Genomic DNA, 26108 nt, shown 5'->3' with positions numbered 1-26108 from the left:
CTGCGGCTCAGCCGCCCGATGATACCAGCGAGGTTACGCCATGCCCGATTACATCCGCCGCCGATTGCTCCAGACCGCCGCGGCCGCCTCCGCCGCATCGGCGCTGCCGTTCGGGCCACTGGCCTCGGCGGCGTTCGGCAAGATGGCGGGCGGCTCGCTCAACGACATCGATCACTTCATCATCCTGATGAAGGAGAACCGCTCGTTCGACCATTATTTCGGCACGCTGGCGGGCGTGCGCGGCTATGACGATCCGCGCGGACAGCGCGCCGACGGCAGCTCGATCTTCCGCCAGCGCGACCACCTCAATCCCGATGGGCACGTCCTCCCTTTCCGGCTCGACACGCGGACGACCAGCGCACAGCGGCTGCACGACCTGAGCCACAGCTGGGAAGCGCAGCATATCGCCTGGAACCAGGGCGAGATGGACGACTGGATCGCGGTGCATCGCGGCGCCGACGGCACTGCCGCCGGGCCGCTGACGATGGGTTATCACACGCGCGACGACATTCCGTTCTATTATGCGCTGGCCGATGCGTTCACGATCTGCGACGGCTATCATTGCTCGGTGATGGGGCCGACGCACCCCAATCGCTATTATCTGATGACGGCGACGATCGATCCCGACGGCAAGAACGGCGGGCCGGCGATCAACAATGCCGGCACCGCTTATTCGTGGGAAACCTATCCCGAACGGCTCGATCGTGCGGGCATTTCGTGGCGCATCTATCACGACGTCGACGATTACGGCTGTAACGTCTGCAAATATTTCACGCAGTTCCAGAACGCGCCGCAAACGTCCTCGCTGTGGGACAATGCGATGCGCGACCGGCCGTTCGAGGAATTGCTCGGCGACATCCGCAGCGGCAACATCCCGCAGGTGAGTTGGATCGTGCCGCCCTCGACGCTGAGCGAGCACCCCGATTACCTGCCTGCGGCGGGCGAGAACCACACGCATCAGGTGCTCAAGGCCCTGTGGTCCAACCCCAAACTGTGGGCGAAGACCGCGGTGATCCTCAATTACGACGAGAATGACGGCCAGTTCGACCACGTCGTCCCGCCGACGCCCGAGCCCGGCGCCGCACAGGAATTCATCCGCGGCGAGCCGATCGGGCTGGGCTTCCGCGTACCGTGCATGGTCATCTCGCCGTTCAGCCGCGGGTCTTTCGTGTGCGGCACGACGATGGATCATAGCTCGACGCTGCAATTGCTCGAAAAGCGCTTCGGCGTCGAGGTCGCGAACCTCAGCCCGTGGCGGCGCGAGACCTGCGGCGACATGACCAGCGCGTTCGCCTTCGACCGACCGCCGCGATTCGACGTGCCGCAGCTACCCGATACCGAAAAGCTGCTGCAGATCGCGCAACAGGAAATCGACACCTTGCCGCGGCCGGACGTGCCGGCCGAGCAGGCGATGCCGCGGCAGGAAGCGGGGAGCCGCATCCGGCTGGCATAGGACTCGACCGCCGGCAGGTCAGGCGACGGCTACCAATTATCGGATCGAGCCGGATTCATCACGCATGTCGCCAACCGCGTTGAGGTGTCCTCGACCGCCTTTTGGGCATGTTTCCATGGATTGGGGAAACCCTTGTTGACGGGCACCCAATCGGGGTGCGGGCTCATCTGGCCCATCACATCGGCAGTCTGCTCGATCCCCGTATGAATGATGCGGAAGCGGCCGTCCTTCGCCTCAAACGTCATCTTGGTGTGCAACGCCCAGGTAATCATGCGCGCAGAAAAAGTGGTGTAATTGTCGATCACCATCACCCCGGCGGCATCGTCGCGCGACAAGATCAACGGTGTGTCGGGGCGGCCTGGCTTCATCAACTGGGCAACGCAGGTTGCCGCCCGCGCCATGATCTCCTGATGCGTCCCGGTCGTCGTATAGACCTGACTGTCCACCTCATCGAGATTCTCGGCATTCGCGGCAGCCGGAACCAGAGCGGCCGTCGCCAGGAACGACGCCGCAAACGCACGCATCAACAATTTCATGTAAACCCCTTTTGCAACCCCTGATCGAAGGATCGCGGCGCGGCCCGATCACTCGCGCCGCTCCCACCCTTCCCGAACCGACACTCCCGCCCATTTGGCCTGTGAGAATCGTCCGCGCAGCACCCTGACCCGACCGGCAACGCCTTGGCAAGGCCGGATCATTGTTAACGATGAGCCGCGCGAGGGGAAACGTGGTCAGTCAGCGAGTTCCGCGGCGAGGGTGATGGGATCGCCGATCACCGCTTGCGACACGGAAACCATGAAGCGGCGACCGTCAGGCCGCTCGATCTCAAGAATGTCGCCGGCGCCGAAATTCTCGACTGCCGCGACTGTGCCGACCGGCTCTCCCGCATCAGTGACGACGGCGAGACCGATCAGGTCGACGTGATAATATTCGCCCTCGTCGAGCGGCGGCAGCGCCGAGCGGGGGACGGTGAGTTCGGTGCCGCGCAAGGCTTCCGCCGCGTTGCGATCGGCGATTTCGGCGAACCGCGCGATCGCGCCGTTGGTGCCGTTCCGCACCGATTTGAGCGTGAGCGCTCCGCCATTGAACTGGCGATAGGCCGACAGATCGTCGGCGAAGACCTTGAGCCGGACCTCGCCGGTCACGCCGTGCGCGCCGATGACGGCGGCAAGCGTGACCGGCCGGTCTCCCCTCCCCGCGGGGAGGGGATCGTCGGCACTCATTCGGACGCCGGGGTCTCTTCGGCGGTCGCCTCGGCAACCTTCTCGGCCTCAGGCGTCGGCTCCTCGGTGGCAGCCTCGACCTCGGCAGCGATCACCGCTTCGGCTTCCTCGTTCGACCCCTCGGCGGGCGCAGCCTTGGCTTCGGCGGCGGCTTCCTCGGCAGCCTTCAGCTTCTCGGCACGCTCCTCAGCGCGCTCTTTTACCTTCTCGCCAGGCTCGGCCTTCTTCGGATTGTTGCGCGCGGCGCGCTCACGGATGCCGGCGGCATCGAGGAAGCGGGCGACACGATCGGTCGGCTGCGCGCCGACGCCCAGCCAATGCTTGGCGCGATCGCCGTCGAGCTTGATGCGCTCGTCCGAATCCTTGGCGAGGAGCGGGTTGTAGGTGCCGATCTTCTCGATGAAGCGGCCATCGCGCGGGCTGCGCGCGTCGGCAACGACAATGCGGTAATAGGGGCGCTTCTTGGAGCCGCCACGCGACAAACGAATGCTCAGTGCCATTTAGTCTTTCCTTCTTTCAACCAATGCGACGCCGCAGCGTCATTTCTTCTTCTTGTTCATGAAATCCGCGAGTTCGGGCGGGATGTTGCCGCCACCCGGCAGACCGCCGCCCAGCTTGCCCATCGCCTCGCCCATGTCGGGGCCGCCCAGCGCGTTGCCGAGGCCACCCATGCCGCCCTTGCCGAGCATCGCCATCATGCCCTTCAAGCCGCCCATCTTCTTGATCTTCTTCATCGCGGTCGACATCTCGAGGTGCATCTTGATGAGCTTGTTGACGTCCTGCACGGTCGTCCCCGAGCCCTTGGCGACGCGGATCTTGCGCTTGGCGTTGAGCAATGCGGGCTTGGCGCGTTCCTTAGGCGTCATCGATCCGATCATCGCTTCCATGCGGATCAGGATCCTGTCGTCCATGTTCGACGCATTCATCGCCGCCTGCGCCTTCTTCATGCCGGGCAGCATGCCGGCGAGCGCGCCGAGGCCACCCATCTTGCGCATCTGCTGAAGCTGCGCCTTGAGGTCGTTCATGTCGAACTGACCCTTGGCGAGCTTCGCCGCCATCTTCTCGGCGTCTTCCTGCTCGATCGTCTGCGCGGCGCGCTCGACCAGGCTGACGACGTCGCCCATGCCGAGGATGCGCCCGGCGACGCGGCTGGGATGGAACGCCTCGATCGCGTCGAGCTTTTCGCCGGTGCCGGCGAACTTGATCGGCTTGCCGGTGACCGCGCGCATCGACAGCGCCGCGCCGCCGCGCGCATCGCCGTCCATGCGGGTGAGCACGACGCCGGTCAGCGGCACCTGTTCGGAGAAGTTCTGCGCGACGTTGACCGCGTCCTGGCCGGTCAGCGCGTCGACGACGAGCAGGATTTCGGCCGGGTTCGCCACGTCGGCGACCGCCTTCATCTCGTCCATCAGCGCCTGGTCGACATGCAGACGACCGGCGGTATCGAGCATCAGGATGTCATAGCCCTGCAGCTTGGCCGATTGCAGCGCGCGCCGCGCAATATCGACCGGTTGCTGCCCCTGAACGATCGGCAGCGTCGCCACCTCGGCCTGGGTGCCGAGCGTCGCGAGCTGTTCCTGCGCGGCGGGGCGATTGACGTCGAGCGACGCCATCATCACCTTCTTGCGGTCCTTGGCGAGCCGCTTGGCGATCTTCGCCGTGGTGGTTGTCTTGCCCGAGCCTTGCAGGCCAACCATCATGATGACGGCGGGCGGCGTGACGTCGAGCATCAGCTCCGACGCGTCGGCGCCGAGCATCTCGGTCAGCGCGTCGGAAACGATCTTAACGACCTGCTGCCCCGGCGTGACCGAGCGCAGCACGTTCTGGCCGATCGCCTGTTCGGTGACTTTCTCGGTGAACTCGCGCGCGACGGGGAGCGCCACGTCGGCCTCGAGCAGCGCGACGCGCACCTCGCGCATCGCCGAGCGGACATCCGCCTCGGTCAGCGCGCCACGGCCGCGCAGGCGGTCGAATACGCCGCCAAGCCGGTCGCTCAAGCTGTCGAACATGGGCTCACCTCACATCGCCATCCGCCAAACGCAAAATACGCCGGCGGGCGAAACCTCGCCGGCCAGCGGACGCCCGTGGGCGTTTGTCATCGTGCGTTCTTTATCGGAACGTGAGCGGGCGGATAGCCCAAGCGACCGGCAAAGGCAAGGCGCCTGAGCCCGTCGACCGCCCTTAACCTCTTTTACACCGGGCCCGTGGGATAGCGCGTCACGAACAGGACCGCGAGAGGACCAGCCCTTGGCTTCCAAGGCCATGACCGACGACCCCATGTTTGCGCGACGCGGCGATCTCGTCACCGGCGCGATCACCGTCGCGGCGATCCTGCTGTTCGTCGGCACCGGCAGCGCCGTGCTGTCGCGCACGTTGCAACATTATGTGGCAGGTAGCGACATTCCCGATCGCACGCTGGTCATTGCGTTGCTGCTCAACGTCGCGCTGATCCTGATCGGCTGGCGGCGGCACAGCGCGCTGTCGACCGAGGTGCTGGTGCACGCCGCCGCGGAGCAGCGCGCGCAACAGCTTGCCGCGCGCGATCCACTGACCGGCTTCCTCAACCGCCGCTCCTTCCCCGAAGACGGCGCCGTCACGCTGACGCAGGTGAGCAAGCGGGGCAAGGCGCTGGCGCTGCTGATGCTCGATCTCGATCATTTCAAGATGGTCAACGACATGCACGGCCACACGATCGGCGACGCGCTGTTGCGCCAGGTTGCCGAAGCGATCGAGGACCGGCTGCCGCAAGGCGCGCTGATCGCGCGGTTCGGCGGTGACGAATTCGCCTGCGCGATGCCGTTCGAGCCCACGCATCCCGAAACGGTCGAACGCGTTGCCGAGCAACTGGTATCGCGTCTCGCGCAGCCGTTCTGCGTCGACGGGTTGCACCTCCACGTCAGCGCATCGCTGGGAATCGCGCGCTCCGACTTCGACTGCTCGGGCATCGACTCGCTGACCCGCAGCGCCGACATCGCGATGTACGCCGCCAAGAAAGGCGGACGGAATCGCTTCGCCTGGTTCGACCAATCGATGGAGCGCGAATTGAAGGCGCGCAACGAGCTGGAAATGGGACTTCGCGCCGCGATCCCCGCACAGCAGATCGTGCCCTATTTCGAACAGCAGGTCGATCTCACCACCGGGCGGCTGCACGGTTTCGAGGTGCTGGCGCGCTGGGAGCATCCCACCCGCGGGCTGATCTCGCCCGAATTGTTCATCCCGATCGCCGAAGAGACGGGGATGATTGCCGACCTGTCGCTATCGGTGATGCGCCAGGCGTTCGCCGCGGCGAAGGACTGGCACGCGTCGCTGACGCTTTCGATCAACATCTCGCCGTGGCAATTGCGCGATCCCTGGCTGGCGCAGAAGATCATCAAGACGCTGACCGAAACCGGCTTCCTGGCCCGACGGCTGGAGATCGAGATCACCGAAAGCGCCTTGTTCGAGAATCTCGCGCTGGCGCAATCGATCGTCGGCAGCCTCAAGAACCAGGGCGTCCAGCTGGCGCTCGACGATTTCGGGACGGGCTATTCGAGCCTCGCGCACCTGCGCGCGCTGCCCTTCGATCGCATCAAGATCGACCGCAGCTTCGTCATCTCGATCAACGAAAACGCCGAGAGCGCGGCGATCGTCAACGCGATCACCCGGCTCGGCGACAGCCTCAACCTGCCGGTCACCGCCGAAGGGATCGAGGACGCGGCGATAGAGGAGCGGCTGCGCGCGCTCGGCTGTTCGAAAGGGCAGGGCTGGCTCTACGGCCGTCCGCTGAGCGTCGCGCATGTCCGCCGCCACCTCGCCGAACGGCGGCTGCTGCAGTCGCAATCCGGCGACGAGGAAGGCGAGCCTACCAGCCGGCGCCTGGCTGGCTGACATAGGCTTTCTCGGCTTCGGTCGAGACGCGGCCGAGCGCCTGGTTGCGCGACGGAAAGCGGCCGAAGCGATCGATCACCGCCCGGTGCTTGCGAGCGAAATCGAGATTCTCCGCATTACCGAGGCGCGTGAAGCAATCCACGCTCAATCGCTGCTCCTCGCGATCCTCGGCGTGCATCAACGGCATGTAGAGGAAGGCGCGACGCTCGGGTGCGATCGTTTCGTCCCACCCCCTCGCGAGCGCCCGATGCGTCAGATCGAGCGACAGACTGTCGGCGGCGAATGCCTCACGCGATCCGCGGTGAATGTTACGCGAGAATTGATCGAGCAAAATGATCGCGGCAAGCAACGTATCGGGATCGCCATCCCATCCCGCCGCACCGCTCGCCAGCACGGCATCGCGCAGGGCGCCGAAGCGCGCGGCAATCGTGCGATCGAGCGTATCATCCTTGGCGAACCATTGCTCCTCCGTCGTCTCGTCGAACCAGAAGGTCAGGACGCCCTGCGCTGCCGCATGGACTTCGCGTGCCCGCGCCCCTAGATCGTCGGCCATGTTCGTCCCCCTCGCCCATCGTTGCGCGTGACCGGTCCCGATATCATCAATCTCGGCTGCCGGCTCAACCTCGCCGAGGGCGAGACGATCCGCGCGCTGCTGGGCGAGCGGGACACGATCGTGGTCAACAGCTGCGCGGTGACCAATGCCGCGGTGCGCCAGACGCGCCAGGCGATCCGCCGCGCGCGGCGCGATCGGCCTGAGGCGGAGCTGGTCGTGACGGGGTGCGCGGCGCAGATTGACCCCGCCACCTTCGCCGCGATGCCTGAGGTCGATCGGGTTATCGGTAATGGCGAGAAGCTGTCGTCGTCAGCTTGGGAGGCTGCTGCCCCCGTCCTCGTCGGCGATATCATGCGCGTGCGCGAGACCAGTCCGCATCTCGCCACCAGCTTCGACGGCCATGCCCGCGCCTTCGTCGAGGTGCAGAATGGCTGCGACCATCGCTGCACCTTCTGCACGATCCCGTTGGGCCGCGGCAACAGCCGCTCGGTCCCGGCCGGCGCGGTGGTCGATCGCATCGCCATGCTGGTCGATCGCGGCCATCGCGAAGTGGTGCTGACCGGGGTCGACCTGACCAGTTACGGTCCCGACCTGCCCGGCGCGCCGAGCCTCGGCCAGCTCGTCGAGCGTATCCTGCGGCACGTGCCGACGCTCGAACGCCTGCGGCTCTCCTCGCTCGACTCGATCGAGATCGACGATCGCCTGTTCGCGCTGGTGACGCAGGAGCCGCGCGTGATGCCGCACCTTCACCTCTCGCTTCAGGCCGGCGACGACATGGTGCTGAAGCGGATGAAGCGCCGCCATTCGCGTGCGCAATCGGTGACGATCGTCGAGCAGCTTAAGGCGGCACGGCCGGCAATCGCGATCGGCGCCGACCTGATTGCAGGATTCCCGACCGAGAGCGAGGCGATGTTCGCCAATACGCTGGCGCTGATCGACGATTGCGATCTGGTTCACGCGCATATCTTCCCCTATTCGCCGCGCGATAACACGCCGGCCGCGCGGATGCCGCAAGTCGAGCCCGAGCTCGCGAAGGCGCGCGCGGCGCGACTGCGCGAGGCGGCGGAACGGCGGCGCGCGGCGTGGCTCAAATCGCTGATCGGGACTGAGCAATCGGTTCTCGTCGAGCGCCCCGGCGATCGCGGCCATGCCGGCAATTTCGCCGATATCAGGCTCGCCGAACCTGCCGAGATCGGCTCGATCCAGACCGTTACGATCGATGCGGTCGATAACGGCGCCCTCACCGCTCGCGCGCGAGCAACAGGATACGCATGAGCACCACTCCTTCCTGGCACAACAAACTGCTCGGCGGCTTCCGCCGCACGTCCGACCGGCTGGTCGGCAATCTCGCCGGGCTTGGCCTCGGGCGGCTCGACGACGATCAGCTCGACGAGATCGAGGAGGCGCTGATCGCTTCCGACCTCGGGCCGCAGACCGCGGCACGGGTACGACAACGGCTCGCGGAAACGCCGGTCGAGCGCAATATGGACGAACTCGGTGTGCGCCTTGTCGTCGCCGAAGAGATCGAGAAGACGCTGCAGCCGGTCGCCAAGCCGATCGAGATCGAGGCGTTCCCGCGCCCGCAGGTCATCCTGGTGATCGGCGTCAACGGATCGGGCAAGACGACGACGATCGCCAAGCTCGCGCATCTGCTGACCGAGCAGGATTATTCGGTGATGCTGGTCGCCGGCGACACCTTCCGCGCCGCCGCGATCGGGCAGCTGAAGGTGTGGGCGGACCGCATCGGCGTGCCGATCGTCTCCGGCGAGCAGGGCGGCGATGCGGCGAGCCTGGTCTATGAAGGCGTCAAGCGCGGCACCGCCAACGGCACCGACGTGTTGATCGTCGACACCGCCGGACGCCTGCAGAACCGCACCGAATTGATGGACGAGCTCGCCAAGATCCGTCGCGTTCTGGGGCGGCTCAACGAGAAGGCGCCGCACGACGTGGTGCTGGTGCTCGACGCGACGACCGGGCAGAATGCGCTCAGCCAGATCGAGGTGTTCAAGGAAACCGCGAACGTCACCGGGCTGGTGATGACCAAGCTTGACGGCACCGCGCGCGGCGGCGTGCTGGTGGCGGCGGCGGAGAAATACGGACTGCCGATCCACGCGATCGGCGTCGGCGAGACGATCGAGGATTTCCGGCCGTTCGATGCCCGCGAAGTCTCGCGGATCATCGCCGGGGTGGATACGGTGCGCAAATGACCGACAAGCCGACCCCACCGCCCGCCTCGCCGGGCCTGCGCATGGCGCTCGATTACGGGCCGCTGCTGGTGTTCTTCGCGGTCAATTTCCTGATGCCGGGGCTGCCGATCGTGCGGGTGCTCGCGGCGACGGGCGCATTCATGGCGGCGATGGTGATCGCGGTGATTGTGTCGTGGGTGAAGACGCGGCACGTCTCGCCAATGCTGTGGCTGACCGCGGCGCTGGTGATCGTGTTCGGCGGGCTGACGCTCTATTTCCACGATCAGAAATTCATCCAGATGAAGCCGACCTTCGTCTACGCGCTGTTCGCCGGCGTGCTGACCTTCGGGCTGGTGACGGGGCGGCCGCTGCTCCAGCAATTGCTAGGCACCGCTTATGCCGGGCTCGACGAGGAAGGCTGGCGCAAGCTGACGCGCAACTGGGCGATCTTCTTCGCCTTCATGGCGGTGCTGAACGAGGCGGTGTGGCGCCTGACCGCCGCCTATATGGCCAAGGAAGCGGCGTGGAATGCCTGGGTGCTGTTCAAGTTTCCCGGCTGCGTCATCATCACGTTGCTGTTCGCAATCGCCAATGTGCCGATGCTGCTCAAGCACGGGCTGATGGTCGAAAAGGATGCGATCACCGACGCGCCGCCGGAGGGGTGACGGCCGCAACGAAAAGGGGCGCCAGTCGCCCGACGCCCCTTCCCTTCATTCGCTGGCGGCTCAGCCCCTGGCGCTGTCGTAGCGCTTGGCGGCCTCGTTCCAGTTCACGACGTCCCACCACGCCTTAAGATAGGCACCGCGATCGTTGCGATAGGTGAGGTAATAAGCGTGCTCCCACACGTCGTTGCCGAGGATCGGTGTGCCCTTGTCGGGCGTCACGTCCATCAGCGGATTGTCCTGATTGGGAGTCGAGGTGACCTTGAGCTTGCCGTTCGCGTCGGCAATCAGCCAAGCCCAGCCCGAGCCGAACTGGCCGGCGCCCTTGGCGTTGAATTCTTCCTTGAGCTTGTCGAGCCCGCCGAACTCGGCGATCGCGTCGGCAAGCTTGCCCGAGGGCTGGCCGCCGTTGGGCGACATGATCTTCCAGAAGAAATCGTGGTTCCAGAAACCGCCGCCATTGTTGCGGACCTTGGCCGACAGCGTTCCCGCCTTGGCCAGGATATCCTCGATCGACTGGCCCTCGAGTCCGCTCTCGGCGACCCCGGCGTTGAGGTTGTCGGTATAGGCCTTGTGGTGCTTGTCATGATGATATTTCATCGTTTCTTCGCTGATCGTCGCTTCGAGCGCGTTATAGTCGTACGGCAGCGGCGGCAGTTCGAAAGCCATGGCTCATCCTCCTGATCTGGGTTGGGGTCGCTTGGGGCAACGCCGGACCTACGCAAATGGGTCCGAGAAACTCGTTACGCAACCGAGTTATTCAGGAAAATGCGCGTCGGCTTCGGCGCGATCGGCTGTGCTGGGGAAGGCCGGGCGGGAATCGGACGCCAAATCAGCGCGCGCCAAGCAAGTCATGCCGGCGCAGCGCGTGACGGAGCTGATCGTAGCTGAGCCCCAGCGCGTCGGCGGTCGCGCGCTGGTTGAACCGGTTTTCGGCAAGCGACTTGCGGAGCAGCTCGCGCTCGAACCGCGAGACGCGCGATTTGAAGTCGGACGGTCCTTCCTCGCACGCCGCGACCGGATCGTCCTCTTCCGCCTCCTCGGCGGGCGCTGGCTCGATGGTGCGCGCCTTGACGGCGGCCGGGCTCCAGGGCGAATGGAAGGGATCGAACTCGATCTGCTCGATCGGCCCCTCGCGCTCCCAGCGATAGACCGCGCGCTCGACGACGTTGCGCAATTCCCGGACATTGCCGGGCCAGGCATATTCGCTGAGCGCATCGGTGGCATGAGGCCCGAAGCCGGGCCATTCCTCGCGCCCCATCTCCGAGGCCATACGGCGCCCGAAGAAATCGGCGAGAATCAGGATATCAGTCTTGCGCGCGCGCAAAGGCGGCAGCGTGACGACCTCGAAGCTCAGGCGATCGAGGAGATCGGCCCGGAATTCGCTTTGTTCGACCTTGTGCGGCAGATGCTCGTTGGTCGCCGCGACGATGCGAACGTCGACATTGATCGGCCGCGACGAGCCGATCCGGGTGACCTCGCCATATTCGACCGCGCGCAGCAGCCGGTCCTGCGCCGCCATCGACAAGGTGCCGAGCTCGTCGAGGAACAAGGTGCCGCCATCGGCTTCCTCGAACCGCCCGGCCCTCGCCTTGGTCGCGCCGGTGAAGGCGCCCGCCTCATGACCGAATAATTCGGCCTCGATCAGCGTCTCTGGCAGCGCCGCGCAGTTCATGATCACCAGCGGCTGATCCCAACGCGGGCTGAGACGATGGAGTCGCTCGGCGACCAGCTCCTTGCCGGTGCCGCGCTCGCCGATCACCAGCACCGGGCGATCGAGCGCGGCGGCGCGGCTGGCACGCTCCAGCGCGTCCAGAAAGGCGGAAGATTGGCCAATGACCTGGGTCGTGCGCTCCATGACCAAGCCTTGGCGCATTTCGCCAAACCTTGGCAAGAACAAAGTGTATTGCCCGAATAAACACCGCGGAAATCGGCCATTTCTGAAATTGGCACGGCTCCTGCAAAATATGGGGCAAGCCCGCCGACATGCGGCGGACACGCACTTTCAGGGAGGTTCCCATGTTCAACGTCGATAAAGCCGGCCGCACCCTCGCCGCCCTCGCCTGCACCGCGCTCGTCAGCTCGGTGTTCATGCTTGGTGCATTGGCGCCCGCGGTCGGGCATATTGCCGCAGGTGGTTTCGCCTGATGGCAGCCGGGGCGGAAATCCCTTGCTCCGCCCCGGCATCCCTTTTGACCCAGGAGCACATTTGATGGGTATTTTCTCCCGAACCCGAGACATCATCGCCGCCAACGTCACCGACCTGCTCGACAAGGCCGAAGACCCGGCCAAGATGATCCGCATGATCATCCTCGAGATGGAGGAGACGCTGGTCGAGGTTCGCGCGTCCGCCGCGCGCACCATCGCCGACCAGAAGGAGATGCGCCGCCATATCGCCAAGCTGGAAAAGCTCCAGGAGAGCTGGACCGAGAAGGCCGAGCTGGCGCTGTCGAAGGATCGCGAGGATCTGGCCAAGGCGGCGCTGGTCGAGCGCCAGAAGGCCGCCGACATGTGCGACCAGTTGCAGGCCGAGATCACCGTGCTCGACGATGCGCTGCGCGCGTCCGAAGAGGATATCGCCAAGCTGCAGAACAAGCTGCGCGAAGCGCGCAACCGGCAGAACACGATCATGACCCGCCTGGAAAGCGCGACCAACCGCGCGCGGATGCGCGAGGTCTATGCCGGCCCCAAGACGCAGGAGGCCTTCTCGCGCTTCGACGTGCTCGAACGCCGCGTCGACATGGCCGAGGGCCACGCCGATGCGCTGTCGCTGGGCGCGCCGCAAAAGACGCTCGAGGAAGAGATCGCCGAGCTCAAGACCAGCGACAAGGTGGAGGCCGACCTCGCTGCCTTAAAGGCGAAGATGAACAAGGAGGGCTGAGATGGATGACCTGATGCCCGTGTTCATCTGCCTGATCCTGTTCGTCGGGCTGCCGTGGATCATCTTCCACTACATCACCAAGTGGAAGCAGGCGCCGCGGATCACCGACGAGGACGAGAAGCTGCTCGACGAGATGTACAATCTCGCCCGCCGGCTCGAGGATCGCCTGAACACCGTCGAGCGGATCGTCGCCGCCGACCACCCCGACTGGAAGCCGCTGCCGCCCGCGGGCGAGCCGGTCGAGACTTACCAGTCATTCGAAACCTTCGAACGCAACAGGAGGAACTGATGTCCGCCAGCCGTACCCAATTCTATCTCGACAAGCAGAATGCAAAGTGGCTGGGCGTCTGTTCGGGGATCGCCGATTACACCGGCCTCGACATCACCCTGGTTCGCGTGGCGATGATCGTGCTGACCTTCGTGACGAGTGGCTGGATGCTGCTGGCCTATCTCGCCGCGGGCTGGCTGGCGCCGAAGAAGCCGATCGGCCTCTATCAGTCCGAGGACAACGCGAAGTTCTGGCAGGGCGTCCGCAGCAATCCGAAGCGGTCGACCGCCGAGGTACGCTCCAAGTTCCGCGATATCGATCGTCGCCTCGCCGACATCGAGCTGATGTACACCAGCCGCAACACGCGCCTTGCCGACGAGATCGAGCAGCTGCGCTGAGCGCCAGTGTTTCAAGGGAGTTCGGACAATGGACCACGGACAATTCTTCGTTCTCGCGATCATCGGCATGTCGCTGTTCGCCGGGGTCGTCCGCATGGGGATCATGGCCAAGCACGGCTATCCGCTGCACGACCGCCGCGCCCGCCGCGCGATGCGCCGGGGCCGTCACCCGTTCATGGGCGTGGGCATCTGGGATGCACGCGACAATGATGACGACTACAGCCCCGGGGCGCAGCGCAAGATCGACCTGCTCTCGAGCGAAAACGAGAAATTGACCGGCCAGATCGGCCGGCTCGAAGAGCGGCTGCGCGTGCTCGAACGCATCGCCACCGATCCCGCCGAACGGACCGCGCGCGAAATCGAAGCGCTGCGCGACGCCGACTGACCAGATTCACGGGGAGAGAGAAAATGGACGCCGCCGATATCATCATGCGGATGGGGCCGCTGATCGTGATGATCACGCTGATCGGGGTAGTCGGCTGGGTGCTGACGATCTGGATGCGGATCAAGAATGGCTACCCGCTCGATGGCGCATGGGGCCAGGCGATCTATCCCAAGACCAACGGCGAGACGACCGAGCGCGTCAAGCTGTTGAGCCAGGAAAACGCCCAGCTGCGCGCCGAACTCGGCTCGATCAAGGATCGCCTGTCGAACGTCGAGCGCATCGTCACCGACAGCTCGCACATGCTCGACGAGGAAATCGAGCGGCTGCGCAAGCCGAGCAATTGAGGAACCGCCGCGATGAACGCCCTTCTCATTCCGATGCTGGCGCTCAGCATCCCGATCGTCGCGATCATCGCATCGATGATCGTCCGTCCCTGGCTCAAGCTGCGCGAGCGCCAGATGGAGATCGAATCGCAGATGGTCGCCGAAAAGGCCGCGCAATATGCGGCGCATAGCGAGCGGCTGGAGCAGCGCGTCCGCGTGCTCGAACGGATCGTCACCGACAAGGGGCTGGCGCTTTCCGACGAGATCGAGCGGCTCCGCGACGAACCGCTCAATTAATTGAACAGATAAGAGAATTCAGGAGGAACTGGACCCATGAACCCGTTTGAAATGGTCGTTGCGATCATCATCGTCGTGACCATCGGCCGCGTGATCCAGTCGCGCTACCGCTATCAGGGACGGGCGCCGCAAGCCGATCCGGCCGAAGCGCTGGAAAGCCGCCAGTTGCGCCAGGAAGTCCAGGCGCTGCGCGAACGGGTCCAGGTCCTCGAACGCGTCATCACCGACAATCATTCGTCGAGCGACCTCGATCGCGAGATCGAGCGGCTGCGCGACAAGAGCTGACATTCACCAGAGGAACCGTGTCATGAACGACCCGACCTTCTATCTTACCATGGCCGTCGCCGGGCTCGCGGGGCTCGCGATGCTCTCGGTCGCCGCGCTGACCGGCTGGCGTGGCTGGCTGCAATTCAAGCAGCACGAGCTCGATCAGCGGGCCCCGGGGCGCGAGCCTGCGGTGCCGAGCGCGAGCCAGCGGATCGAGATCGCCGACCTCAAGGAACGCATCCGCAAGCTGGAAGCGATCGCCGCCGGGGTGGATCTTTGACCAACGCCGTCACCCCAGCGCGGGCTGGGGCGACGGCACGATATGCTGGCATGACGGTTTGATTTGACCGGCCGCCCCTCCTACTTGCCGGGCATGACCAGCCTGGCCGACCTCCGCGACGAATATGAATTCCTCGAACCCGACGACCGCTACCGATTGCTGATCGACCTCGGCCGCGCGCTCGAGCCGATGCCCGATCCGCTCAAGACCGACGCGACGCTGGTGCGTGGCTGCTCGGCATCGGTGTGGGTCTATCCCACCGTCCGCGACGACGGCACGCTCCATTTCCTGGCCGATTCGAATGCGGCGATCACCAAGGGAATCATCGCGCTCGTCCTGCTGACCGTGCAGGACCAGCCGCCACAGACGATCCTCGCCACCGATATCGATGCCGCGCTGGCGCCGTTCGACCTCCGGAACCAGCTCAGCTCGAACCGGACGCAGGGCATTCCCAACATGATCGCCCTGATCCGCGCCACCGCGGAGCGCTACGCGCGCTGAGCCCTGACCGGCGCGAGGCCGAGCGCGGCGGCGATGTCGTCGATGTCGCTGCCCGCCGGCACTATATGCCAGCGCGCCGGTTCGCCGGCATCGATCACAGTCACCGCCTTGTGCGGGCAGACGCCGAGACAGCCGACCTCGACGATGCCGAATGGCGCCTTGCGCCCCTTCTTGAGCCCGAGCCGCTTGCGCAGCGCCTTGCCGAGCCGCGCCTTGCCCTTAGGCCCGAACCCGCCGCCCATCTTCTTCGAACATTTGCGGCAGACCAGCACCGCGCCCGACCAATCGGAGCGGACGGTGCGTTTTAGGCCGGACGCCATTGGCGATTTTCCTCGGCGACGCGCAGCACCTCATAGGCCGCCTGCCCCGCCTGGAACCGTTGTGCCGCCTCGGCATCGCCGGGCCGGACGTCGGGATGGGTATCCTTGGCGAGCCGCCGCCACGCCTGGCGCACCGCCTCGAAATCGGCATCCGCCTCGAGCTCGAACAATTCGAGCGCGCGCATCTCGTCGCGGCTGCGGCTGCCGTCGCCCGGCCCCGCCCAGCCATGGTGCTTGGACGCGGTGAAGCCCGCCGCCTCGGCCCGCTCCTGCGTTTCGCGCGCCTTGGCCTCTTCCTCGCTCAGCCCCTCGAAATAATTCCAGTTGCGGTTGTATTCGGCGGCATGGGTCGCACAGAAATACCAGCGATCCTTGCTGTTGGGCGATTTCGGCGCCGGGCAATCCCCCGGCTCCTCGCATCCATGGCGATCGCAGATGCGCACCTTCACGGCCTCGCGCTCGGCGCCGTAGCTGCGCCAGCGGGGAAAGCCCCAGTCGGTCGATCGGGAGGAACGTGGCATCGCCCCACGACATAAGCGGCAGCACGCGGAGCGCAAGCGGCAACGTCGCCCCTGCGCGTCGGTTCTAGCTTTGGATCTGGAATTTCACCCGTTGCGTATCACCGCCGCAACCAAGATCTCCGTCGGGACGGTAGCTCTTCGAGAATCGCGCGCGCTCCAAGACATTGGTTCCCGCCGCCGTAAAGACGAAAGGCGGATAGGATACGATCGCACGCACGTTTTTCGGGTGGCCATCGGCGGTGACGTCGAACTGCAATTGCGTCCAGCCTTCAAATCCCCAGCGCCTCGCTTCCTGAGGGAAACTACCCGAGCCCACATTAGACGAAACGATGTGCGGCTGCGCGTCGAGCAAGGCACATTGATCAGCGGACAATCCCGTCTTTTCGAATGCCGCTCGCGCCTGATCGACATGGCCGTCAGCAGCGTCGATCGACGCAAGTCGAACAAGTGCGCCTACCTTCAACGGGTCGTTGGCCGCCAGGCTATTGTCATCCGCAACCTGCTGAAGCAGGATCCGCGCACGATCGCTCGCATGATCGAGCAGCCGGTCTGCAACCATCAAGCGGATCGCCGAACGCGCTTCCGGGTCAGTCGCATAAAACGGATCTTCCAGCCGCGGCTGAACCGCGCGCACATAATCAGCCGCACGCCAACTTTCGGCATCGGCCGAAATCCATACCAGCGCCTCTGCCGCGAGCCGGGCAACCGGCGTCGCGCCGTTGGCGGTGAGAATTGCGACCGCCCGCACCGCCATCGTGTGCATTTCCTCGCGGCCGCTCGCGGCATTTTCCGCGATCGCCATCAGCGTCGGCACCAGCACCAGCGCACCATTTCCCTGCGCCGTCTGCTGCGCCGCCAACCGCTCGCGCAAATGCGGCAGCACGGCAATGTCGCTGCCCGTCAGCGGGGGCGGCAGTTCCACGCCCTTGGCGATCAGCCAGGCGCCGAGATCCTGATCAAGATAACTTCCGATCGAGGGGCGTTCGAAGGCCGTAGAGCAGCGCAACTCGACCCGCGCGCTATACCGAAAGAAGGGTGGCAGCTTCTTTGCCTGTTCCGGCGTCCAGGACCAATCGCGCGCCGCCTTGGCGAAGGCCAGCGCCGCGGCGCCGCCGCCCGCTGCATAAACCGGCTGGCTGTCGATGACCCGGCCGTCGTCGCCGACGCTGAACTGGACGACCGCTGCATCCTGGGGCCTCAACCCGGAATCGCCGCCGCACGGCGGCACCGTCATCTCCGCGCCGGGATCGAACTCGTTGCCCGGCAACTGGCCGGCGCCGGTATAGGCCATATACTTGCGCGCTTCATCTGATTGACCGGCGAGTAGCAGGGCGATCGCCGTATCGGACCGTGCCGCGGCATCGTTGATATCGGTCAGCACCGTTAGGCCGCCAAGGTCCTCAACCGCACCTTTCGCGGCCTTGGCCGCCGCATCGTACTTGCCTTGGGCCATCAGCCACTGGTCACGCAAGCGCGCGAACATCGCTTTGACAGTGCGATCCGCCTTGATCTGTCCGAGCAGGGTGTCGGCCTGGCCGAACTCCGGCTCAACCGTCGCCGGATCGGTGAAGATTCCCGTCTGGATCAACCCGCGCAATATTGCGAGCTTGTCGACCGGCGTCGCCGCCAGAGGGAGCGCGCGGCGATAATAGACCGCTGCCCCAGCATAATCGAGCGACGATTCGGCCACGCCGCCAAGATTGCGCTCCGCCCGCATGCGGTCGTTATCGAGGGTATGATCGGTCTCCGGGAGGTCGGCGAGCCCGGCCTTGGCTGCCGCGATCGCATCATCCTTATGGCCAAGATCGAACAGCACCTCGCTCTTGCGTACCAGCACGATTGCATGGCTGCGCTTGTTCGCGCTGATGCGCCGTTCGAGCGCCTGCCACGCGGCAAGCGCAGCCACCTTGTCGGTGCCGTCGCTGAGCTGGGTCGCGCGGTCGAAATCCTGCTGCACGGTCGTCTCCGGCTGCTGTTGCGCGGCCGCAGCCACTCCGCCCGCCGACATCAGCGCGGCGCCGAAAAGAAATCGTCCCCTCATCGCGATCCCCCTGTTTTGTTTTGCGATTATGTCGCGGATCGAGAGAAATCGCCAGAGGGTCTGTAAGCCGGGTTCTGTCCACGCCTTGGCAGGCGATGGGCGGCCATTCCTCTAGCCCCGGATTCGCATCCGGGGTCGAGCAACCAACCCGGGCGCCGGGCCGGAACGATGCCCATGTGGCGCCCCTATTCGGTCTTGCTCCCGGTGGGGTTTGCCAAGCCGGTCCTGTCACCAGGCCCGCGGTGCGCTCTTGCCGCACCCTTTCACCCTTGCCTGCTCGCGATGCGAGCATCGGCGGTCTGCTCTCTGTGGCACTTTCCCTGGGGTCACCCCCGGCGGGCGTTACCCGCCACCGTCGTTTCCGTGGAGCCCGGACTTTCCTCGCGGGCACGAAGCCCCCGCGGCCGCCCGACCCTCTGGCGTTTCGGCCCATAGCGCCCGGCCGGCGTTATGGGAAGCGGCACCGGTTCAGCGCAAGCTGAACCACAAGCCTCCTCAATCGTCCCCTTGCGGCTTGGGCAGGAGCAGCGCGAGCAGGATCATGCGCAGTTCGGCGTCGATCTCGCCGTCGATCAGCTCGGGGCGGAAACGGCGCTGGAACGCCATGATCGCCGCCATCGGATCGCCGACATCATAGCCGAACCGCTCGAGCGCCATCAGGAAGCCGCCCTCACCCCAGCCAGGATCGACGAGGTTCCTGGTCGGCCGCGGCAGCGCGAGCCGGCGGCGGGCAAGCTCGTGCCAGGGAAACAATTCGCCGGGATCGCGCTTGCGCGCCGGCGCGATATCCGAATGGCCGACGATATTGCCGCGCGTGATCTCGTGGCGGTCCTTGATCTCGGCGACGAGGCGCAGGACGCTGGCGACCTGGGCGTCGGGAAAGGCGCGATAGCCCCAATCGTGACCGGGATTGACGATCTCGATCCCGACGCTGGCCGAATTGACGTCGTCCACCCCGCGCCAGTGCGACTTGCCGGCGTGCCAGGCGCGGTTCGCCTCATCGACCAGCCGAAGCACGCTGCCGTCCTCATCGACGACATAATGCGCCGAGACCTTGGCTTCGGGATCGCGCAGCCGCTCGATCGCCGACTGCGCATCCTGCATGCCGGTATAATGCAGCACGATCATCGAGATCGGCAGCGCACGCGCGTCGAAATTGGGCGAGGGCGCGTCGATCGGCTTCATATCGCCCGGCTTGTCGCGGGTCGGGCGGAAAATCAACTGTCGGACGGGGTTTGCCGTGCGCTCAGGCCGCGACGCTGGCGCATCCCAGCCCGGTGGCCTCGTAGAAACCCTTGAAGCGGCCCGAGGGGGTAAAGGCCCTCGTCTGGCCGATCACCGTCTCACCGGCGCCAAGCACGAGCAGCCCGCCGGGCCGGATCACCTCGGCCATGCGGGCGAACACCCGGCCACGGTGCGATGCCGACAGGTAGAGCAGCACGTTGCGGCACAGCACGATATCAAAGCGCCCGATCGGCGGCGGGTCGCCGACCAGATTTTGCCGCTTGAACTGGATGCGGCGGACGAGATCGGGCTTGGCGATCCAATCCTCGCCCTCCTGATCGAACCAGCGCATCATCCGCCGGATCGGCAAGCCGCGCTGTATTTCGAATTGCGAATAACGCCCTGCCCGCCCCCGTGCGAGCGCCGCTTCGGAAACGTCGGTAGCGACGATCTCCGGCGCCTGCGGGCCGCCCGCTTCCTCGCGCTCGGCGAACAGCATCGCCAGCGACAGCGGCTCCTGCCCGTTCGCGCACCCGGCGGACCAGATGCGTACGCGCCGCCCCAATGCCAGCGAATCGAGCGCGCTGACGGCGGCCGCGATCATCTCGAAGATCGCGGCGTCGCGATAGAAGAAGCTCTCCTGATTGAGCAATGCGTCCACCACCTTGTCGGCGAGATCGGGATGCTTGCCGTCGAGGATCGCCGAGACGAGCTGATCGAGCCCGGCGATATCGCGCGCGCGCATCAGCGGTTTCAGCGTCGTTTCGACGCGCCACGCGCGATTGGCCGCGATCTGCTGGCCGGTGCGCGATTCGAGCAGCGCGGCGAGCACGTTGAGCGCGCCGCTCGCCGGCATTTCGGGCGCCGCAAGCGGGATCATGCCGGCCGCCTTTGCGCCGCGACGACGCGGCCGATCTCGTCGGGCGGCAGGATCGCGGAAGCATTGCCCGCCCGCGCGACGGCACCGGGCATGCCCCAGATCACGGAGCTCGCCTGGTCCTGCACGATCACGCAGCCGCCCGCGGCGGCCACCTTCGCCGCGCCCTCCGCACCGTCGCGCCCCATGCCGCTGAGCATGATCGCGAGCGTCCGCGCGCCGAATATTTCGGCGGCGGAGGCCAGCATCGGATCGACCGACGGCATGCACCCGCTGGATGCCGGCGTGCGCAGGAGGCGCAACGCGGCGCCACCTTCGGCCAGCCGCGTGCAGCGCAGGTGCGCGTCGCCGGGCGCGAGGATCGCGCGGCCGGGGCGGATGCGCATGTGATCGGTGGCGACGTCGCACGGCCGCCCGGCCAGGATCGCCACCTGCGCGGCGAAATAGGGCATGAACGATTCGGGCAGATGCTGGGTGATGAGGATCGGCACCTGGAAGCTGGGCGGCAGCGCGCGCAGCACATGGCTCAGGGCATGGATGCCGCCGGTCGAGGCGCCGATCGCGACGATATCGAATTCGTCGCCCGCCGCGAGCGAGGGCGCCTGGCGCTGCGGTTGCGGCGCCGGCTCGCCCGATTGCGTCAGCCGCTGAAGCTTGCGTTCCAGGCTCGTCGCGAACCCGCCGATCATCGAGCCGTTGTTGGGCTTCACCAGCGTGTCGACGGCGCCGAGCGCGAGCGCCTGGACCGTGACCGCCGCGCCCTCGTCACACGCCGAGGAAACGACCAGCACCTTGGCGCCGCCGCCGGCCGCGATGATGTCAGGCAGCGCGGTCAGCCCGTCGATGCCGGGCAATTCGATGTCGAGCAGGATGACGTCGACCTTTTCCTGCGCGAGAAAGGCGAGCGCCATGTGCACGTCGGAAACCGCGGCGGCGACTTCATAGCCGCGCCCCTGATCGATCATTCGCGCGATCACTGCGCGCGCGACGACCGAATCGTCGACGATCAGGATGCGCGCGACCGGGCCGGCCCAATCTGGCCTCACGTGCTGATCTGGCATGACGGCCATCGCGTCTCGCTCCGGCCCGTTCAGGCCATGCCGACGATCTGCAGCTTGCTTTCGAGCGTCTCTCGGTCGAACGGCTTCATGACATATTCGTCGGCCCCCGCCTCGATCGCCGCGCGGATATAGGCCATGCCGTTCTCGGTGGTGCAGAACACGACCTTGGGCTTTTGCGATACCGCGCTGTCCTTCAGCGCGCGAAGGAAGTCCATTCCGCTCATCACCGGCATGTTCCAATCGAGCAGGATCACGTCGGGCGCCGAGGCGAGGCAACTGTCGAGCGCCTCGCGGCCGTCGCCGGCCTCGCTGACTTCGAAGTTGAGCGTCTCCAGGATATGCCGGGCGACCTTGCGGATCACCTTCGAATCATCGACGACTAGGCAGGTCTTCATGAGTGCGCACCCTGTTTGACGAACGGTCGGGCTTCTTGTGTGCCCGAAATGCGTAAGCGTCCCGTTAATCGGGGGACGTCCTCGGCGTGGAATCAGGCCGCGACGGCGAGGCCGGGGATCATCGCCCGCAGATCGATCGCCAGCACCGGCTCGCCGCCGAGTTCAACGATCCCGCAGCCGATCGGACGCCAGGCGGGATCGAGCACGATACCGCCCGCGAGCGGTTGCAGCGCGCACGGCGTCACGTCTTCGAGCGCATCGACCAGCACGGCATAGTGATGCCCCTCGATCGCCGTTATCACCGCGCGGCTCTGCATATCGCCGCCATTGAGACCGAGCACCGCACGGGTATCGATCACAGTCACGACCCTGGATCGCAGCGCGGCAAGTCCCCGCACGCGCGCATCGGCACGCGGGACCGGCACCACCTCGCCGATATCGACGACCGATTCGACCTGATCGGAAGCGATCGCTACCGGGCGGCCGGCGATTTCGGCAATGAGGAAAAGATCGGCCATCAGCGTGCTCCAGCGGCATGGCGCGCCAGGGCCTGGGCAAGGCCGGCGCGATCGTAGCGGAAGATCGTGTCCGCGCCCTCGCGCGGCTCGCGCGACAGGCGCAGCACCGGGGCGTTATCGGTGACGGCGTCGTCATCCATCGCCAGCGTGAGCGCGGCGGTTTCGCCGGGCTTGAGCGCGGTGGCGACACGATAACCGGCGCGTTCGAGCGCGGGGCGCAGGAAGGTCGCCATCCACCCCGCTTCGCGCCCGGCCAACAGGCAGATCGGCCGCGCGACACCATCCGAAGCCACGCGCACATGTTCCGCGAACAGCCAATGCGCGTCGAGCATCTCGATCTGCTCGCCGCGCCAGGCGACGACGCCGGCGACCGGCCCGGGCTCGCGCGCGGGCGTCATCGCGCACGGCAGATCGGCGATATCGAGGGCTTCGGCAATGGCATAGCCGATATCGCTGGCCCCATCGGTCAGGCGCAGGATCGATACGCCCTCGCGCCCGTCGAGCGTGCCCTGCGCGGCAAGCGGCACGATCCGGCCGTCGACCGACAAGCGCAGCTCGCCCGCGGTAAAGTGGATGTCGTGCGGATCGGCCGGCTCGACGCGATCGACGACAGCGAGCGGCACCGCCCGGCGCACGCCATCGAGATCGAGGAACATCAGCGCCGGCATCACCGGCTCGGCCTCGTCCTCGTTGGCGGGCTCCGCCGCGACCTCGCGCGTGAAGACCAGCCCCGCTGCGTTGGCGATGCCGGCACCGTCGAGCAGCAGCATCGGCCGGCCGCTGTCGGGCAGCGTCTGGCCGGCATAGACGCCCGGCGCCATCACCGCCGGCGCGGCGGGCTTGATGACCAGTTCCTCGTTATCGAGCACATCGTCGACAGCGAGCGCATAGGCACCGCCGGGCACGCCGACGATCACCAGCATGCGCGGATCGCCGCGATCGGGCGCGGCCAAGCCGAGCAGCGCACCGAGATCGACGAGCGGCAGCCGGCGCTCGCGCACGGTGGCGATCGCGGTCGCGCCGAGCCGATCGATCCGGATCGACCCGTCGTCGCGAATCCCGACGATCTCCTCGATCGACTGGCGCGGCAGCGCAAATCCCTGGCCCCCGGCACCGACGATGATTGCCGAGATGATCGACAGGGTAAGCGGCACCCGGATCGTCGTCGTCAGCCCCTGCCCGCGCTGGCTCGACAAATCGATGCGCCCGCCGATCTGCTCGACATTGGCGCGCACCACGTCCATGCCGACACCGCGGCCGGACACGCCGGTGACTTCATCCTTGGTGGTCAGACCCGGTTCGAACACCAGATCGAGCTTCGCCTTTTCGGGCAGCGCGCGCAGCTCGCTTGCGTTGCGCCCCGTTGCGGCCAGTCGGGCGATCACCTTGTCGACATCGATGCCGCGGCCATCGTCGGCGATCTCGATGATGATCTGATTGCCCGATTGCCGCGCCGATACGGTGAGGCTGCCGTTCTCGCTCTTGCCCGCCTTGCGGCGATCGGCCGGCGCTTCGATGCCGTGATCGATCGAGTTGCGGATGATATGGCCGAGCGGATCGCGCATCATCTCGATCATCTCGCGATCAAGCTCGACATCCGCGCCCTCGATGCTCAGCGCGACCGATTTGCCGAGTCCGGCCGCGGTATCGCGCACCATCCGGGGCAGCGCCGAGAACAAAGCGTCGATCTTCTGCATCCGCGTGCGGGTGACGGTATCGCGCATTTCGGCGACGGTCAGCGACAGCCGCTCGAGCGATGCCTCGACCGCGGGATCGTCGGCTTCGCGCAGGCGGCGCGCCAGTTCGTTGCGCGCCAGCACCATGTCCGACATGCCACTCATCATCCGATCGAGCAGATCGACCGAGAGGCGAACGCTGCGGGTCGGCGCGCGTGGTGCCATCGATACAGCCGAAGGCTGCGCCGGCTCCGCCTCGGCCTTGCCGTCGAGCGCGGCGATCAGCAATTCCTCGCCCGAATCATCCAGCGCCGTGCCCTGGTCGATCGCCTCGACGATCTCGCCGATGCGATCGACGATGGCGAGAACGGCGTTGACCAACGCGGCATCGGGCGCGCGCTCGCCGCCGCGCACCGCCGACAGCACATCCTCCGCCGCGTGGCTGAGCCGGGCGAGGCGCGGCAGATCGAGGAAGCCGCAGCTGCCCTTGACGGTGTGCACGAAGCGGAAGATCGCATCGAGCCGCGCGCGATCGGACGGATCGGCTTCCCAGGCGACGATCTCGCCGGTCAATGCCTCCATCGTTTCGCGCGTTTCGGCGATGAATTCCTGCAGCAGGTCGTCCATGGTCCCCCGAACCCCGGTTCGCGCGGAACTGTGGACCGGCGACGGTTAAGGAGGCGTTTACCCGGCAGCGCGTTGCGCAAAGGAAGAATGGATCCCTTGCAGCCATTCGCCCTAGTGAAAACCGTCACTCTGAACTTGTTTCAGCATGACGCGACATGCGCTGCCGGCCTTCAACCCTTCAGCGCGGCGCCGAACAGCAGGACTTCGGCATCGGGCTCGGAAACCTGGACGTCGCCTTCACCTTCGCGGGCGAGCGCGTGGACGAGATGCGCCGCAGCGGCGCGCGGGGTTAGCTGGCCGTCGGCGATGTTTCCGGTCAGCGCCTCGCGCAGCTCGGTATCGAGCACGATCCGCGGCCCCGCCGCGCGCACAACGATCTCGACCGTCCCGTCATCGCGGGTTTCGCCGCCGATATCGAGCTGGCCGCCGCGCACCAGCGCGTCGCCGGCGATCAGCGCGAGATTGAGCATCACCTTGATAGCACTCTTGGGCAGCACCGGCTGTTCGACCAGCCAGCCGAGCTGGATGCGCTTGTTGTCCGCGAACAGGCCCTCGATCGCGGTGCGCGCCTCGCGCGTGTCGACCGTCTCGCCGAAACCACCGGCGGCGCCAAAGGCAAGGCGGAAGAACTTGAGCTTGTTGGCCGAGGCCCGCGCGCTCTCTCCCAGCAGATCGATACAGCGGGTGCGCATTTCGGGATCATGCTCGTCCGCGAGCAGCTCCAGCCCGTTGTTGAGCGCGCCGACCGGGCTCAGCAGGTCGTGGCACAGCCGTGAACACAACAGGCTGGCGAATTCGACCGAGCTCACCGTCATCGCGAAGCCTCTCCCGCAAGGTGCTTGAGTTGCGCTCCTTCTGGCGGACGCGAGCGCTCGGCGCAACCCGATGCGATCCGGTCGAGCAGGAGCGGCTCGAACCGGCCTTCGACGGGGCCATCAGCGACGGCGCGCCAGCCGGTGACCCCGCCCGCCGCGGCGATCAGCCAGATCGACCCGTCAGCGGCGGCCGCCTCGGCGTCGCGCGGTGACGGCATCGCCTGCCCATTGGGGTGCGAATGGAAATGGCCGATCAGGCGCGCGCCGCCCGCTCGCATGGCGCGATGGGCGGCGATCAGGGCAGCCGGGTCGATCTCGAAGGCGCGCGCGGGATCGGCAGCGGCGTTCGGGCACGGCTGCGCGCGGTCAATCGCATCGCCCGTTCCGAACAAAAGACCGCAGATCTCCGCCTCGGGCGACGCCGCCGCCAACGTGGTGATCTGCTCGACTATGGCACTTGAAATCCGCACCCTCATCCCCATTTAGCTA

33 protein-coding genes and 1 other RNA gene are annotated in these 26108 nt (G+C 66.2%); 15 read left to right on the top strand and 19 right to left on the bottom strand.

Annotation, left to right across the window (positions count from 1 at the left end; translation table 11 throughout):
- The first annotated feature begins 40 nt into the window (after nucleotides 1–40).
- Nucleotides 41–1453 (top strand): alkaline phosphatase family protein, encoded by a 1413-nt coding sequence (locus tag K7G81_RS03305; RefSeq protein WP_223029287.1) that lies wholly within the window; start codon nucleotides 41–43, stop codon nucleotides 1451–1453.
- A 29-nt stretch (nucleotides 1454–1482) separates the two neighbouring features.
- On the opposite strand, the gene K7G81_RS03300 is transcribed toward K7G81_RS03305, so the two are convergent.
- The 4 genes from K7G81_RS03300 to ffh form a co-directional block, all read right to left on the bottom strand.
- Nucleotides 1483–1989 (bottom strand): hypothetical protein, encoded by a 507-nt coding sequence (locus tag K7G81_RS03300; protein ID WP_223029286.1) that lies wholly within the window; start codon nucleotides 1987–1989, stop codon nucleotides 1483–1485.
- 195 nt (nucleotides 1990–2184) lie between these two features.
- Nucleotides 2185–2676, bottom strand: coding sequence for a ribosome maturation factor RimM (gene rimM / locus K7G81_RS03295; protein ID WP_223029285.1), 492 nt, complete (start codon nucleotides 2674–2676; stop codon nucleotides 2185–2187).
- Nucleotides 2673–3176 carry a 30S ribosomal protein S16 gene (gene rpsP / locus K7G81_RS03290; protein WP_223029284.1) on the bottom strand — a complete coding sequence of 168 codons (504 nt, stop codon included), beginning with the start codon at nucleotides 3174–3176 and terminating at the stop codon, nucleotides 2673–2675. Before rpsP ends, rimM begins: the two co-directional genes overlap by 4 nt.
- 39 nt (nucleotides 3177–3215) lie before the next feature.
- Entirely contained in the window at nucleotides 3216–4685 is a 1470-nt protein-coding gene (ffh, locus tag K7G81_RS03285; protein ID WP_223029283.1) for a signal recognition particle protein, read from the bottom strand.
- Nucleotides 4686–4938: 253 nt separating this feature from the next.
- Here ffh and K7G81_RS03280 point away from each other — a divergent pair, with 253 nt between their 5' ends.
- On the top strand, nucleotides 4939–6543 hold the full coding sequence (locus K7G81_RS03280) for a putative bifunctional diguanylate cyclase/phosphodiesterase (RefSeq protein ID WP_223029282.1): 1605 nt from the start codon (nucleotides 4939–4941) through the stop codon (nucleotides 6541–6543).
- Here K7G81_RS03280 and K7G81_RS03275 read toward each other — a convergent pair.
- A complete protein-coding gene (locus K7G81_RS03275) occupies nucleotides 6518–7096 on the bottom strand; it encodes a DUF924 family protein (protein WP_223029281.1) in 579 nt (192 codons plus the stop codon). The genes K7G81_RS03280 and K7G81_RS03275 overlap by 26 nt on opposite strands.
- A 27-nt stretch (nucleotides 7097–7123) precedes the next feature.
- On the opposite strand from K7G81_RS03275, the gene mtaB reads away from it, so the two are divergent.
- Genes mtaB through K7G81_RS03260 form a run of 3 tightly spaced genes read left to right on the top strand, consistent with a single transcriptional unit; the run spans nucleotide 7124 to nucleotide 9947 of the window.
- A complete protein-coding gene (gene mtaB, locus K7G81_RS03270; protein WP_223029280.1) occupies nucleotides 7124–8371 on the top strand; it encodes a tRNA (N(6)-L-threonylcarbamoyladenosine(37)-C(2))-methylthiotransferase MtaB in 1248 nt (415 codons plus the stop codon).
- On the top strand, nucleotides 8368–9303 hold the full coding sequence (gene ftsY / locus K7G81_RS03265; protein WP_223029279.1) for a signal recognition particle-docking protein FtsY: 936 nt from the start codon (nucleotides 8368–8370) through the stop codon (nucleotides 9301–9303). Before mtaB ends, ftsY begins: the two co-directional genes overlap by 4 nt.
- The gene (locus tag K7G81_RS03260; RefSeq protein WP_255586513.1) at nucleotides 9300–9947 is read left to right on the top strand and encodes an inner membrane-spanning protein YciB; all 648 of its coding nucleotides are present in this window, start codon (nucleotides 9300–9302) and stop codon (nucleotides 9945–9947) included. Before ftsY ends, K7G81_RS03260 begins: the two co-directional genes overlap by 4 nt.
- Before the next feature lie 60 nt (nucleotides 9948–10007).
- Here K7G81_RS03260 and K7G81_RS03255 read toward each other — a convergent pair whose 3' ends face one another.
- Both K7G81_RS03255 and pspF read right to left on the bottom strand, forming a co-directional pair.
- On the bottom strand, nucleotides 10008–10613 hold the full coding sequence (locus K7G81_RS03255) for a superoxide dismutase (RefSeq protein WP_223029278.1): 606 nt from the start codon (nucleotides 10611–10613) through the stop codon (nucleotides 10008–10010).
- A gap of 163 nt (nucleotides 10614–10776) precedes the next feature.
- On the bottom strand, nucleotides 10777–11802 hold the full coding sequence (gene pspF, locus K7G81_RS03250; protein ID WP_223029277.1) for a phage shock protein operon transcriptional activator: 1026 nt from the start codon (nucleotides 11800–11802) through the stop codon (nucleotides 10777–10779).
- A 161-nt stretch (nucleotides 11803–11963) separates the two neighbouring features.
- Here pspF and K7G81_RS17695 point away from each other — a divergent pair, with 161 nt between their 5' ends.
- The 10 genes from K7G81_RS17695 (at nucleotide 11964) to K7G81_RS03205 (ending at nucleotide 15544) form a co-directional block, all read left to right on the top strand.
- Nucleotides 11964–12092 (top strand): hypothetical protein, encoded by a 129-nt coding sequence (locus K7G81_RS17695; protein WP_255586512.1) that lies wholly within the window; start codon nucleotides 11964–11966, stop codon nucleotides 12090–12092.
- 64 nt (nucleotides 12093–12156) lie between these two features.
- Nucleotides 12157–12825 carry a phage shock protein PspA gene (gene pspA / locus K7G81_RS03245; protein ID WP_223029276.1) on the top strand — a complete coding sequence of 223 codons (669 nt, stop codon included), beginning with the start codon at nucleotides 12157–12159 and terminating at the stop codon, nucleotides 12823–12825.
- Between the two features lies 1 nt (nucleotide 12826).
- A complete protein-coding gene (gene pspB, locus K7G81_RS03240; RefSeq protein ID WP_223029275.1) occupies nucleotides 12827–13114 on the top strand; it encodes an envelope stress response membrane protein PspB in 288 nt (95 codons plus the stop codon).
- Nucleotides 13114–13491, top strand: coding sequence for an envelope stress response membrane protein PspC (gene pspC / locus K7G81_RS03235; RefSeq protein ID WP_223029274.1), 378 nt, complete (start codon nucleotides 13114–13116; stop codon nucleotides 13489–13491). The genes pspB and pspC overlap by 1 nt, the downstream gene beginning before the upstream one ends.
- A gap of 28 nt (nucleotides 13492–13519) precedes the next feature.
- Nucleotides 13520–13876 (top strand): hypothetical protein, encoded by a 357-nt coding sequence (locus tag K7G81_RS03230; protein ID WP_223029273.1) that lies wholly within the window; start codon nucleotides 13520–13522, stop codon nucleotides 13874–13876.
- 23 nt (nucleotides 13877–13899) lie between these two features.
- The gene (locus K7G81_RS03225) at nucleotides 13900–14220 is read left to right on the top strand and encodes a hypothetical protein (RefSeq protein ID WP_223029272.1); all 321 of its coding nucleotides are present in this window, start codon (nucleotides 13900–13902) and stop codon (nucleotides 14218–14220) included.
- A gap of 12 nt (nucleotides 14221–14232) precedes the next feature.
- Nucleotides 14233–14496, top strand: a complete 264-nt coding sequence (locus tag K7G81_RS03220; RefSeq protein ID WP_223029271.1) for a hypothetical protein — start codon at nucleotides 14233–14235, stop codon at nucleotides 14494–14496.
- 36 nt (nucleotides 14497–14532) lie between these two features.
- Nucleotides 14533–14781 carry a hypothetical protein gene (locus tag K7G81_RS03215; protein ID WP_223029270.1) on the top strand — a complete coding sequence of 83 codons (249 nt, stop codon included), beginning with the start codon at nucleotides 14533–14535 and terminating at the stop codon, nucleotides 14779–14781.
- Between the two features lie 22 nt (nucleotides 14782–14803).
- Nucleotides 14804–15043 carry a hypothetical protein gene (locus K7G81_RS03210; protein WP_223029269.1) on the top strand — a complete coding sequence of 80 codons (240 nt, stop codon included), beginning with the start codon at nucleotides 14804–14806 and terminating at the stop codon, nucleotides 15041–15043.
- 93 nt (nucleotides 15044–15136) lie between these two features.
- A complete protein-coding gene (locus K7G81_RS03205) occupies nucleotides 15137–15544 on the top strand; it encodes a SufE family protein (protein ID WP_223029502.1) in 408 nt (135 codons plus the stop codon).
- Here K7G81_RS03205 and K7G81_RS03200 read toward each other — a convergent pair.
- The 12 genes from K7G81_RS03200 to K7G81_RS03145 all read right to left on the bottom strand — a co-directional run bounded on the left by K7G81_RS03200 (nucleotide 15532) and on the right by K7G81_RS03145 (nucleotide 26095).
- Entirely contained in the window at nucleotides 15532–15864 is a 333-nt protein-coding gene (locus tag K7G81_RS03200; RefSeq protein WP_223029268.1) for a hypothetical protein, read from the bottom strand. The two genes, K7G81_RS03205 and K7G81_RS03200, sit on opposite strands and share 13 nt — an antisense overlap.
- A complete protein-coding gene (locus K7G81_RS03195; protein ID WP_223029267.1) occupies nucleotides 15849–16385 on the bottom strand; it encodes a J domain-containing protein in 537 nt (178 codons plus the stop codon). Before K7G81_RS03195 ends, K7G81_RS03200 begins: the two co-directional genes overlap by 16 nt.
- A 64-nt stretch (nucleotides 16386–16449) precedes the next feature.
- Nucleotides 16450–18426: an energy transducer TonB gene (locus K7G81_RS03190; protein WP_223029266.1), complete on the bottom strand. Its 1977-nt coding sequence runs from the start codon at nucleotides 18424–18426 to the stop codon at nucleotides 16450–16452.
- A gap of 47 nt (nucleotides 18427–18473) precedes the next feature.
- Nucleotides 18474–18846: RNase P RNA component class A (gene rnpB, locus K7G81_RS03185), an RNA gene on the bottom strand.
- Nucleotides 18847–18921: 75 nt separating this feature from the next.
- Nucleotides 18922–19611, bottom strand: coding sequence for an N-acetylmuramoyl-L-alanine amidase (locus tag K7G81_RS03180; RefSeq protein WP_223029265.1), 690 nt, complete (start codon nucleotides 19609–19611; stop codon nucleotides 18922–18924).
- Between the two features lie 61 nt (nucleotides 19612–19672).
- The gene (locus K7G81_RS03175; protein WP_223029264.1) at nucleotides 19673–20530 is read right to left on the bottom strand and encodes a CheR family methyltransferase; all 858 of its coding nucleotides are present in this window, start codon (nucleotides 20528–20530) and stop codon (nucleotides 19673–19675) included.
- Nucleotides 20527–21597 carry a chemotaxis protein CheB gene (locus K7G81_RS03170; protein WP_255586511.1) on the bottom strand — a complete coding sequence of 357 codons (1071 nt, stop codon included), beginning with the start codon at nucleotides 21595–21597 and terminating at the stop codon, nucleotides 20527–20529. The genes K7G81_RS03175 and K7G81_RS03170 overlap by 4 nt, the downstream gene beginning before the upstream one ends.
- 20 nt (nucleotides 21598–21617) lie before the next feature.
- Nucleotides 21618–21983 (bottom strand): response regulator, encoded by a 366-nt coding sequence (locus K7G81_RS03165; RefSeq protein ID WP_223029263.1) that lies wholly within the window; start codon nucleotides 21981–21983, stop codon nucleotides 21618–21620.
- A gap of 92 nt (nucleotides 21984–22075) precedes the next feature.
- A complete protein-coding gene (locus K7G81_RS03160; protein ID WP_223029262.1) occupies nucleotides 22076–22501 on the bottom strand; it encodes a chemotaxis protein CheW in 426 nt (141 codons plus the stop codon).
- Nucleotides 22501–24804: a chemotaxis protein CheA gene (locus K7G81_RS03155; protein WP_223029261.1), complete on the bottom strand. Its 2304-nt coding sequence runs from the start codon at nucleotides 24802–24804 to the stop codon at nucleotides 22501–22503. The genes K7G81_RS03160 and K7G81_RS03155 overlap by 1 nt, the downstream gene beginning before the upstream one ends.
- A gap of 170 nt (nucleotides 24805–24974) precedes the next feature.
- Nucleotides 24975–25619: a histidine phosphotransferase family protein gene (locus K7G81_RS03150; RefSeq protein ID WP_223029260.1), complete on the bottom strand. Its 645-nt coding sequence runs from the start codon at nucleotides 25617–25619 to the stop codon at nucleotides 24975–24977.
- Nucleotides 25616–26095, bottom strand: coding sequence for a M67 family metallopeptidase (locus tag K7G81_RS03145; RefSeq protein WP_223029259.1), 480 nt, complete (start codon nucleotides 26093–26095; stop codon nucleotides 25616–25618). The genes K7G81_RS03150 and K7G81_RS03145 overlap by 4 nt, the downstream gene beginning before the upstream one ends.
- Nucleotides 26096–26108 lie beyond the last annotated feature (13 nt).

It is taken from the genome of Hephaestia mangrovi, from assembly GCF_019880555.1.
GTDB lineage: Bacteria > Pseudomonadota > Alphaproteobacteria > Sphingomonadales > Sphingomonadaceae > Sphingomonas > Sphingomonas mangrovi.
Note: the sequence above shows the minus strand (reverse complement) of the source record. Positions and strands in the feature narration are given on the sequence as shown.

Excerpts from the sequence above, each read along its gene's own strand:
- K7G81_RS03165 (WP_223029263.1), bottom strand. The coding sequence starts at position 21,983 with ATGAAGACCTGCCTAGTCGTCGATGATTCGAAGGTGATCCGCAAGGTC.
- K7G81_RS03155 (WP_223029261.1), bottom strand. The coding sequence starts at position 24,804 with ATGGACGACCTGCTGCAGGAATTCATCGCCGAAACGCGCGAAACGATG.
- K7G81_RS03145 (WP_223029259.1), bottom strand. The coding sequence starts at position 26,095 with ATGAGGGTGCGGATTTCAAGTGCCATAGTCGAGCAGATCACCACGTTG.
- K7G81_RS03300 (WP_223029286.1), bottom strand. The coding sequence starts at position 1,989 with ATGAAATTGTTGATGCGTGCGTTTGCGGCGTCGTTCCTGGCGACGGCC.
- K7G81_RS03260 (WP_255586513.1), top strand. The coding sequence starts at position 9,300 with ATGACCGACAAGCCGACCCCACCGCCCGCCTCGCCGGGCCTGCGCATG.
- pspB (WP_223029275.1), top strand. The coding sequence starts at position 12,827 with ATGGATGACCTGATGCCCGTGTTCATCTGCCTGATCCTGTTCGTCGGG.
- K7G81_RS03190 (WP_223029266.1), bottom strand. The coding sequence starts at position 18,426 with ATGAGGGGACGATTTCTTTTCGGCGCCGCGCTGATGTCGGCGGGCGGA.
- K7G81_RS03160 (WP_223029262.1), bottom strand. The coding sequence starts at position 22,501 with ATGGCCGATCTTTTCCTCATTGCCGAAATCGCCGGCCGCCCGGTAGCG.
- rimM (WP_223029285.1), bottom strand. The coding sequence starts at position 2,676 with ATGAGTGCCGACGATCCCCTCCCCGCGGGGAGGGGAGACCGGCCGGTC.
- K7G81_RS03180 (WP_223029265.1), bottom strand. The coding sequence starts at position 19,611 with ATGAAGCCGATCGACGCGCCCTCGCCCAATTTCGACGCGCGTGCGCTG.
- K7G81_RS03210 (WP_223029269.1), top strand. The coding sequence starts at position 14,804 with ATGAACGACCCGACCTTCTATCTTACCATGGCCGTCGCCGGGCTCGCG.
- rpsP (WP_223029284.1), bottom strand. The coding sequence starts at position 3,176 with ATGGCACTGAGCATTCGTTTGTCGCGTGGCGGCTCCAAGAAGCGCCCC.
- K7G81_RS17695 (WP_255586512.1), top strand. The coding sequence starts at position 11,964 with ATGTTCAACGTCGATAAAGCCGGCCGCACCCTCGCCGCCCTCGCCTGC.
- K7G81_RS03215 (WP_223029270.1), top strand. The coding sequence starts at position 14,533 with ATGAACCCGTTTGAAATGGTCGTTGCGATCATCATCGTCGTGACCATC.
- K7G81_RS03305 (WP_223029287.1), top strand. The coding sequence starts at position 41 with ATGCCCGATTACATCCGCCGCCGATTGCTCCAGACCGCCGCGGCCGCC.
- K7G81_RS03150 (WP_223029260.1), bottom strand. The coding sequence starts at position 25,619 with ATGACGGTGAGCTCGGTCGAATTCGCCAGCCTGTTGTGTTCACGGCTG.
- K7G81_RS03275 (WP_223029281.1), bottom strand. The coding sequence starts at position 7,096 with ATGGCCGACGATCTAGGGGCGCGGGCACGCGAAGTCCATGCGGCAGCG.
- K7G81_RS03230 (WP_223029273.1), top strand. The coding sequence starts at position 13,520 with ATGGACCACGGACAATTCTTCGTTCTCGCGATCATCGGCATGTCGCTG.
- K7G81_RS03205 (WP_223029502.1), top strand. The coding sequence starts at position 15,137 with ATGACCAGCCTGGCCGACCTCCGCGACGAATATGAATTCCTCGAACCC.
- pspC (WP_223029274.1), top strand. The coding sequence starts at position 13,114 with ATGTCCGCCAGCCGTACCCAATTCTATCTCGACAAGCAGAATGCAAAG.
- pspA (WP_223029276.1), top strand. The coding sequence starts at position 12,157 with ATGGGTATTTTCTCCCGAACCCGAGACATCATCGCCGCCAACGTCACC.
- K7G81_RS03220 (WP_223029271.1), top strand. The coding sequence starts at position 14,233 with ATGAACGCCCTTCTCATTCCGATGCTGGCGCTCAGCATCCCGATCGTC.
- K7G81_RS03200 (WP_223029268.1), bottom strand. The coding sequence starts at position 15,864 with ATGGCGTCCGGCCTAAAACGCACCGTCCGCTCCGATTGGTCGGGCGCG.
- K7G81_RS03255 (WP_223029278.1), bottom strand. The coding sequence starts at position 10,613 with ATGGCTTTCGAACTGCCGCCGCTGCCGTACGACTATAACGCGCTCGAA.
- K7G81_RS03175 (WP_223029264.1), bottom strand. The coding sequence starts at position 20,530 with ATGATCCCGCTTGCGGCGCCCGAAATGCCGGCGAGCGGCGCGCTCAAC.
- pspF (WP_223029277.1), bottom strand. The coding sequence starts at position 11,802 with ATGGAGCGCACGACCCAGGTCATTGGCCAATCTTCCGCCTTTCTGGAC.
- K7G81_RS03225 (WP_223029272.1), top strand. The coding sequence starts at position 13,900 with ATGGACGCCGCCGATATCATCATGCGGATGGGGCCGCTGATCGTGATG.
- K7G81_RS03280 (WP_223029282.1), top strand. The coding sequence starts at position 4,939 with ATGACCGACGACCCCATGTTTGCGCGACGCGGCGATCTCGTCACCGGC.
- ffh (WP_223029283.1), bottom strand. The coding sequence starts at position 4,685 with ATGTTCGACAGCTTGAGCGACCGGCTTGGCGGCGTATTCGACCGCCTG.
- K7G81_RS03170 (WP_255586511.1), bottom strand. The coding sequence starts at position 21,597 with ATGGCCGTCATGCCAGATCAGCACGTGAGGCCAGATTGGGCCGGCCCG.
- K7G81_RS03195 (WP_223029267.1), bottom strand. The coding sequence starts at position 16,385 with ATGCCACGTTCCTCCCGATCGACCGACTGGGGCTTTCCCCGCTGGCGC.
- ftsY (WP_223029279.1), top strand. The coding sequence starts at position 8,368 with ATGAGCACCACTCCTTCCTGGCACAACAAACTGCTCGGCGGCTTCCGC.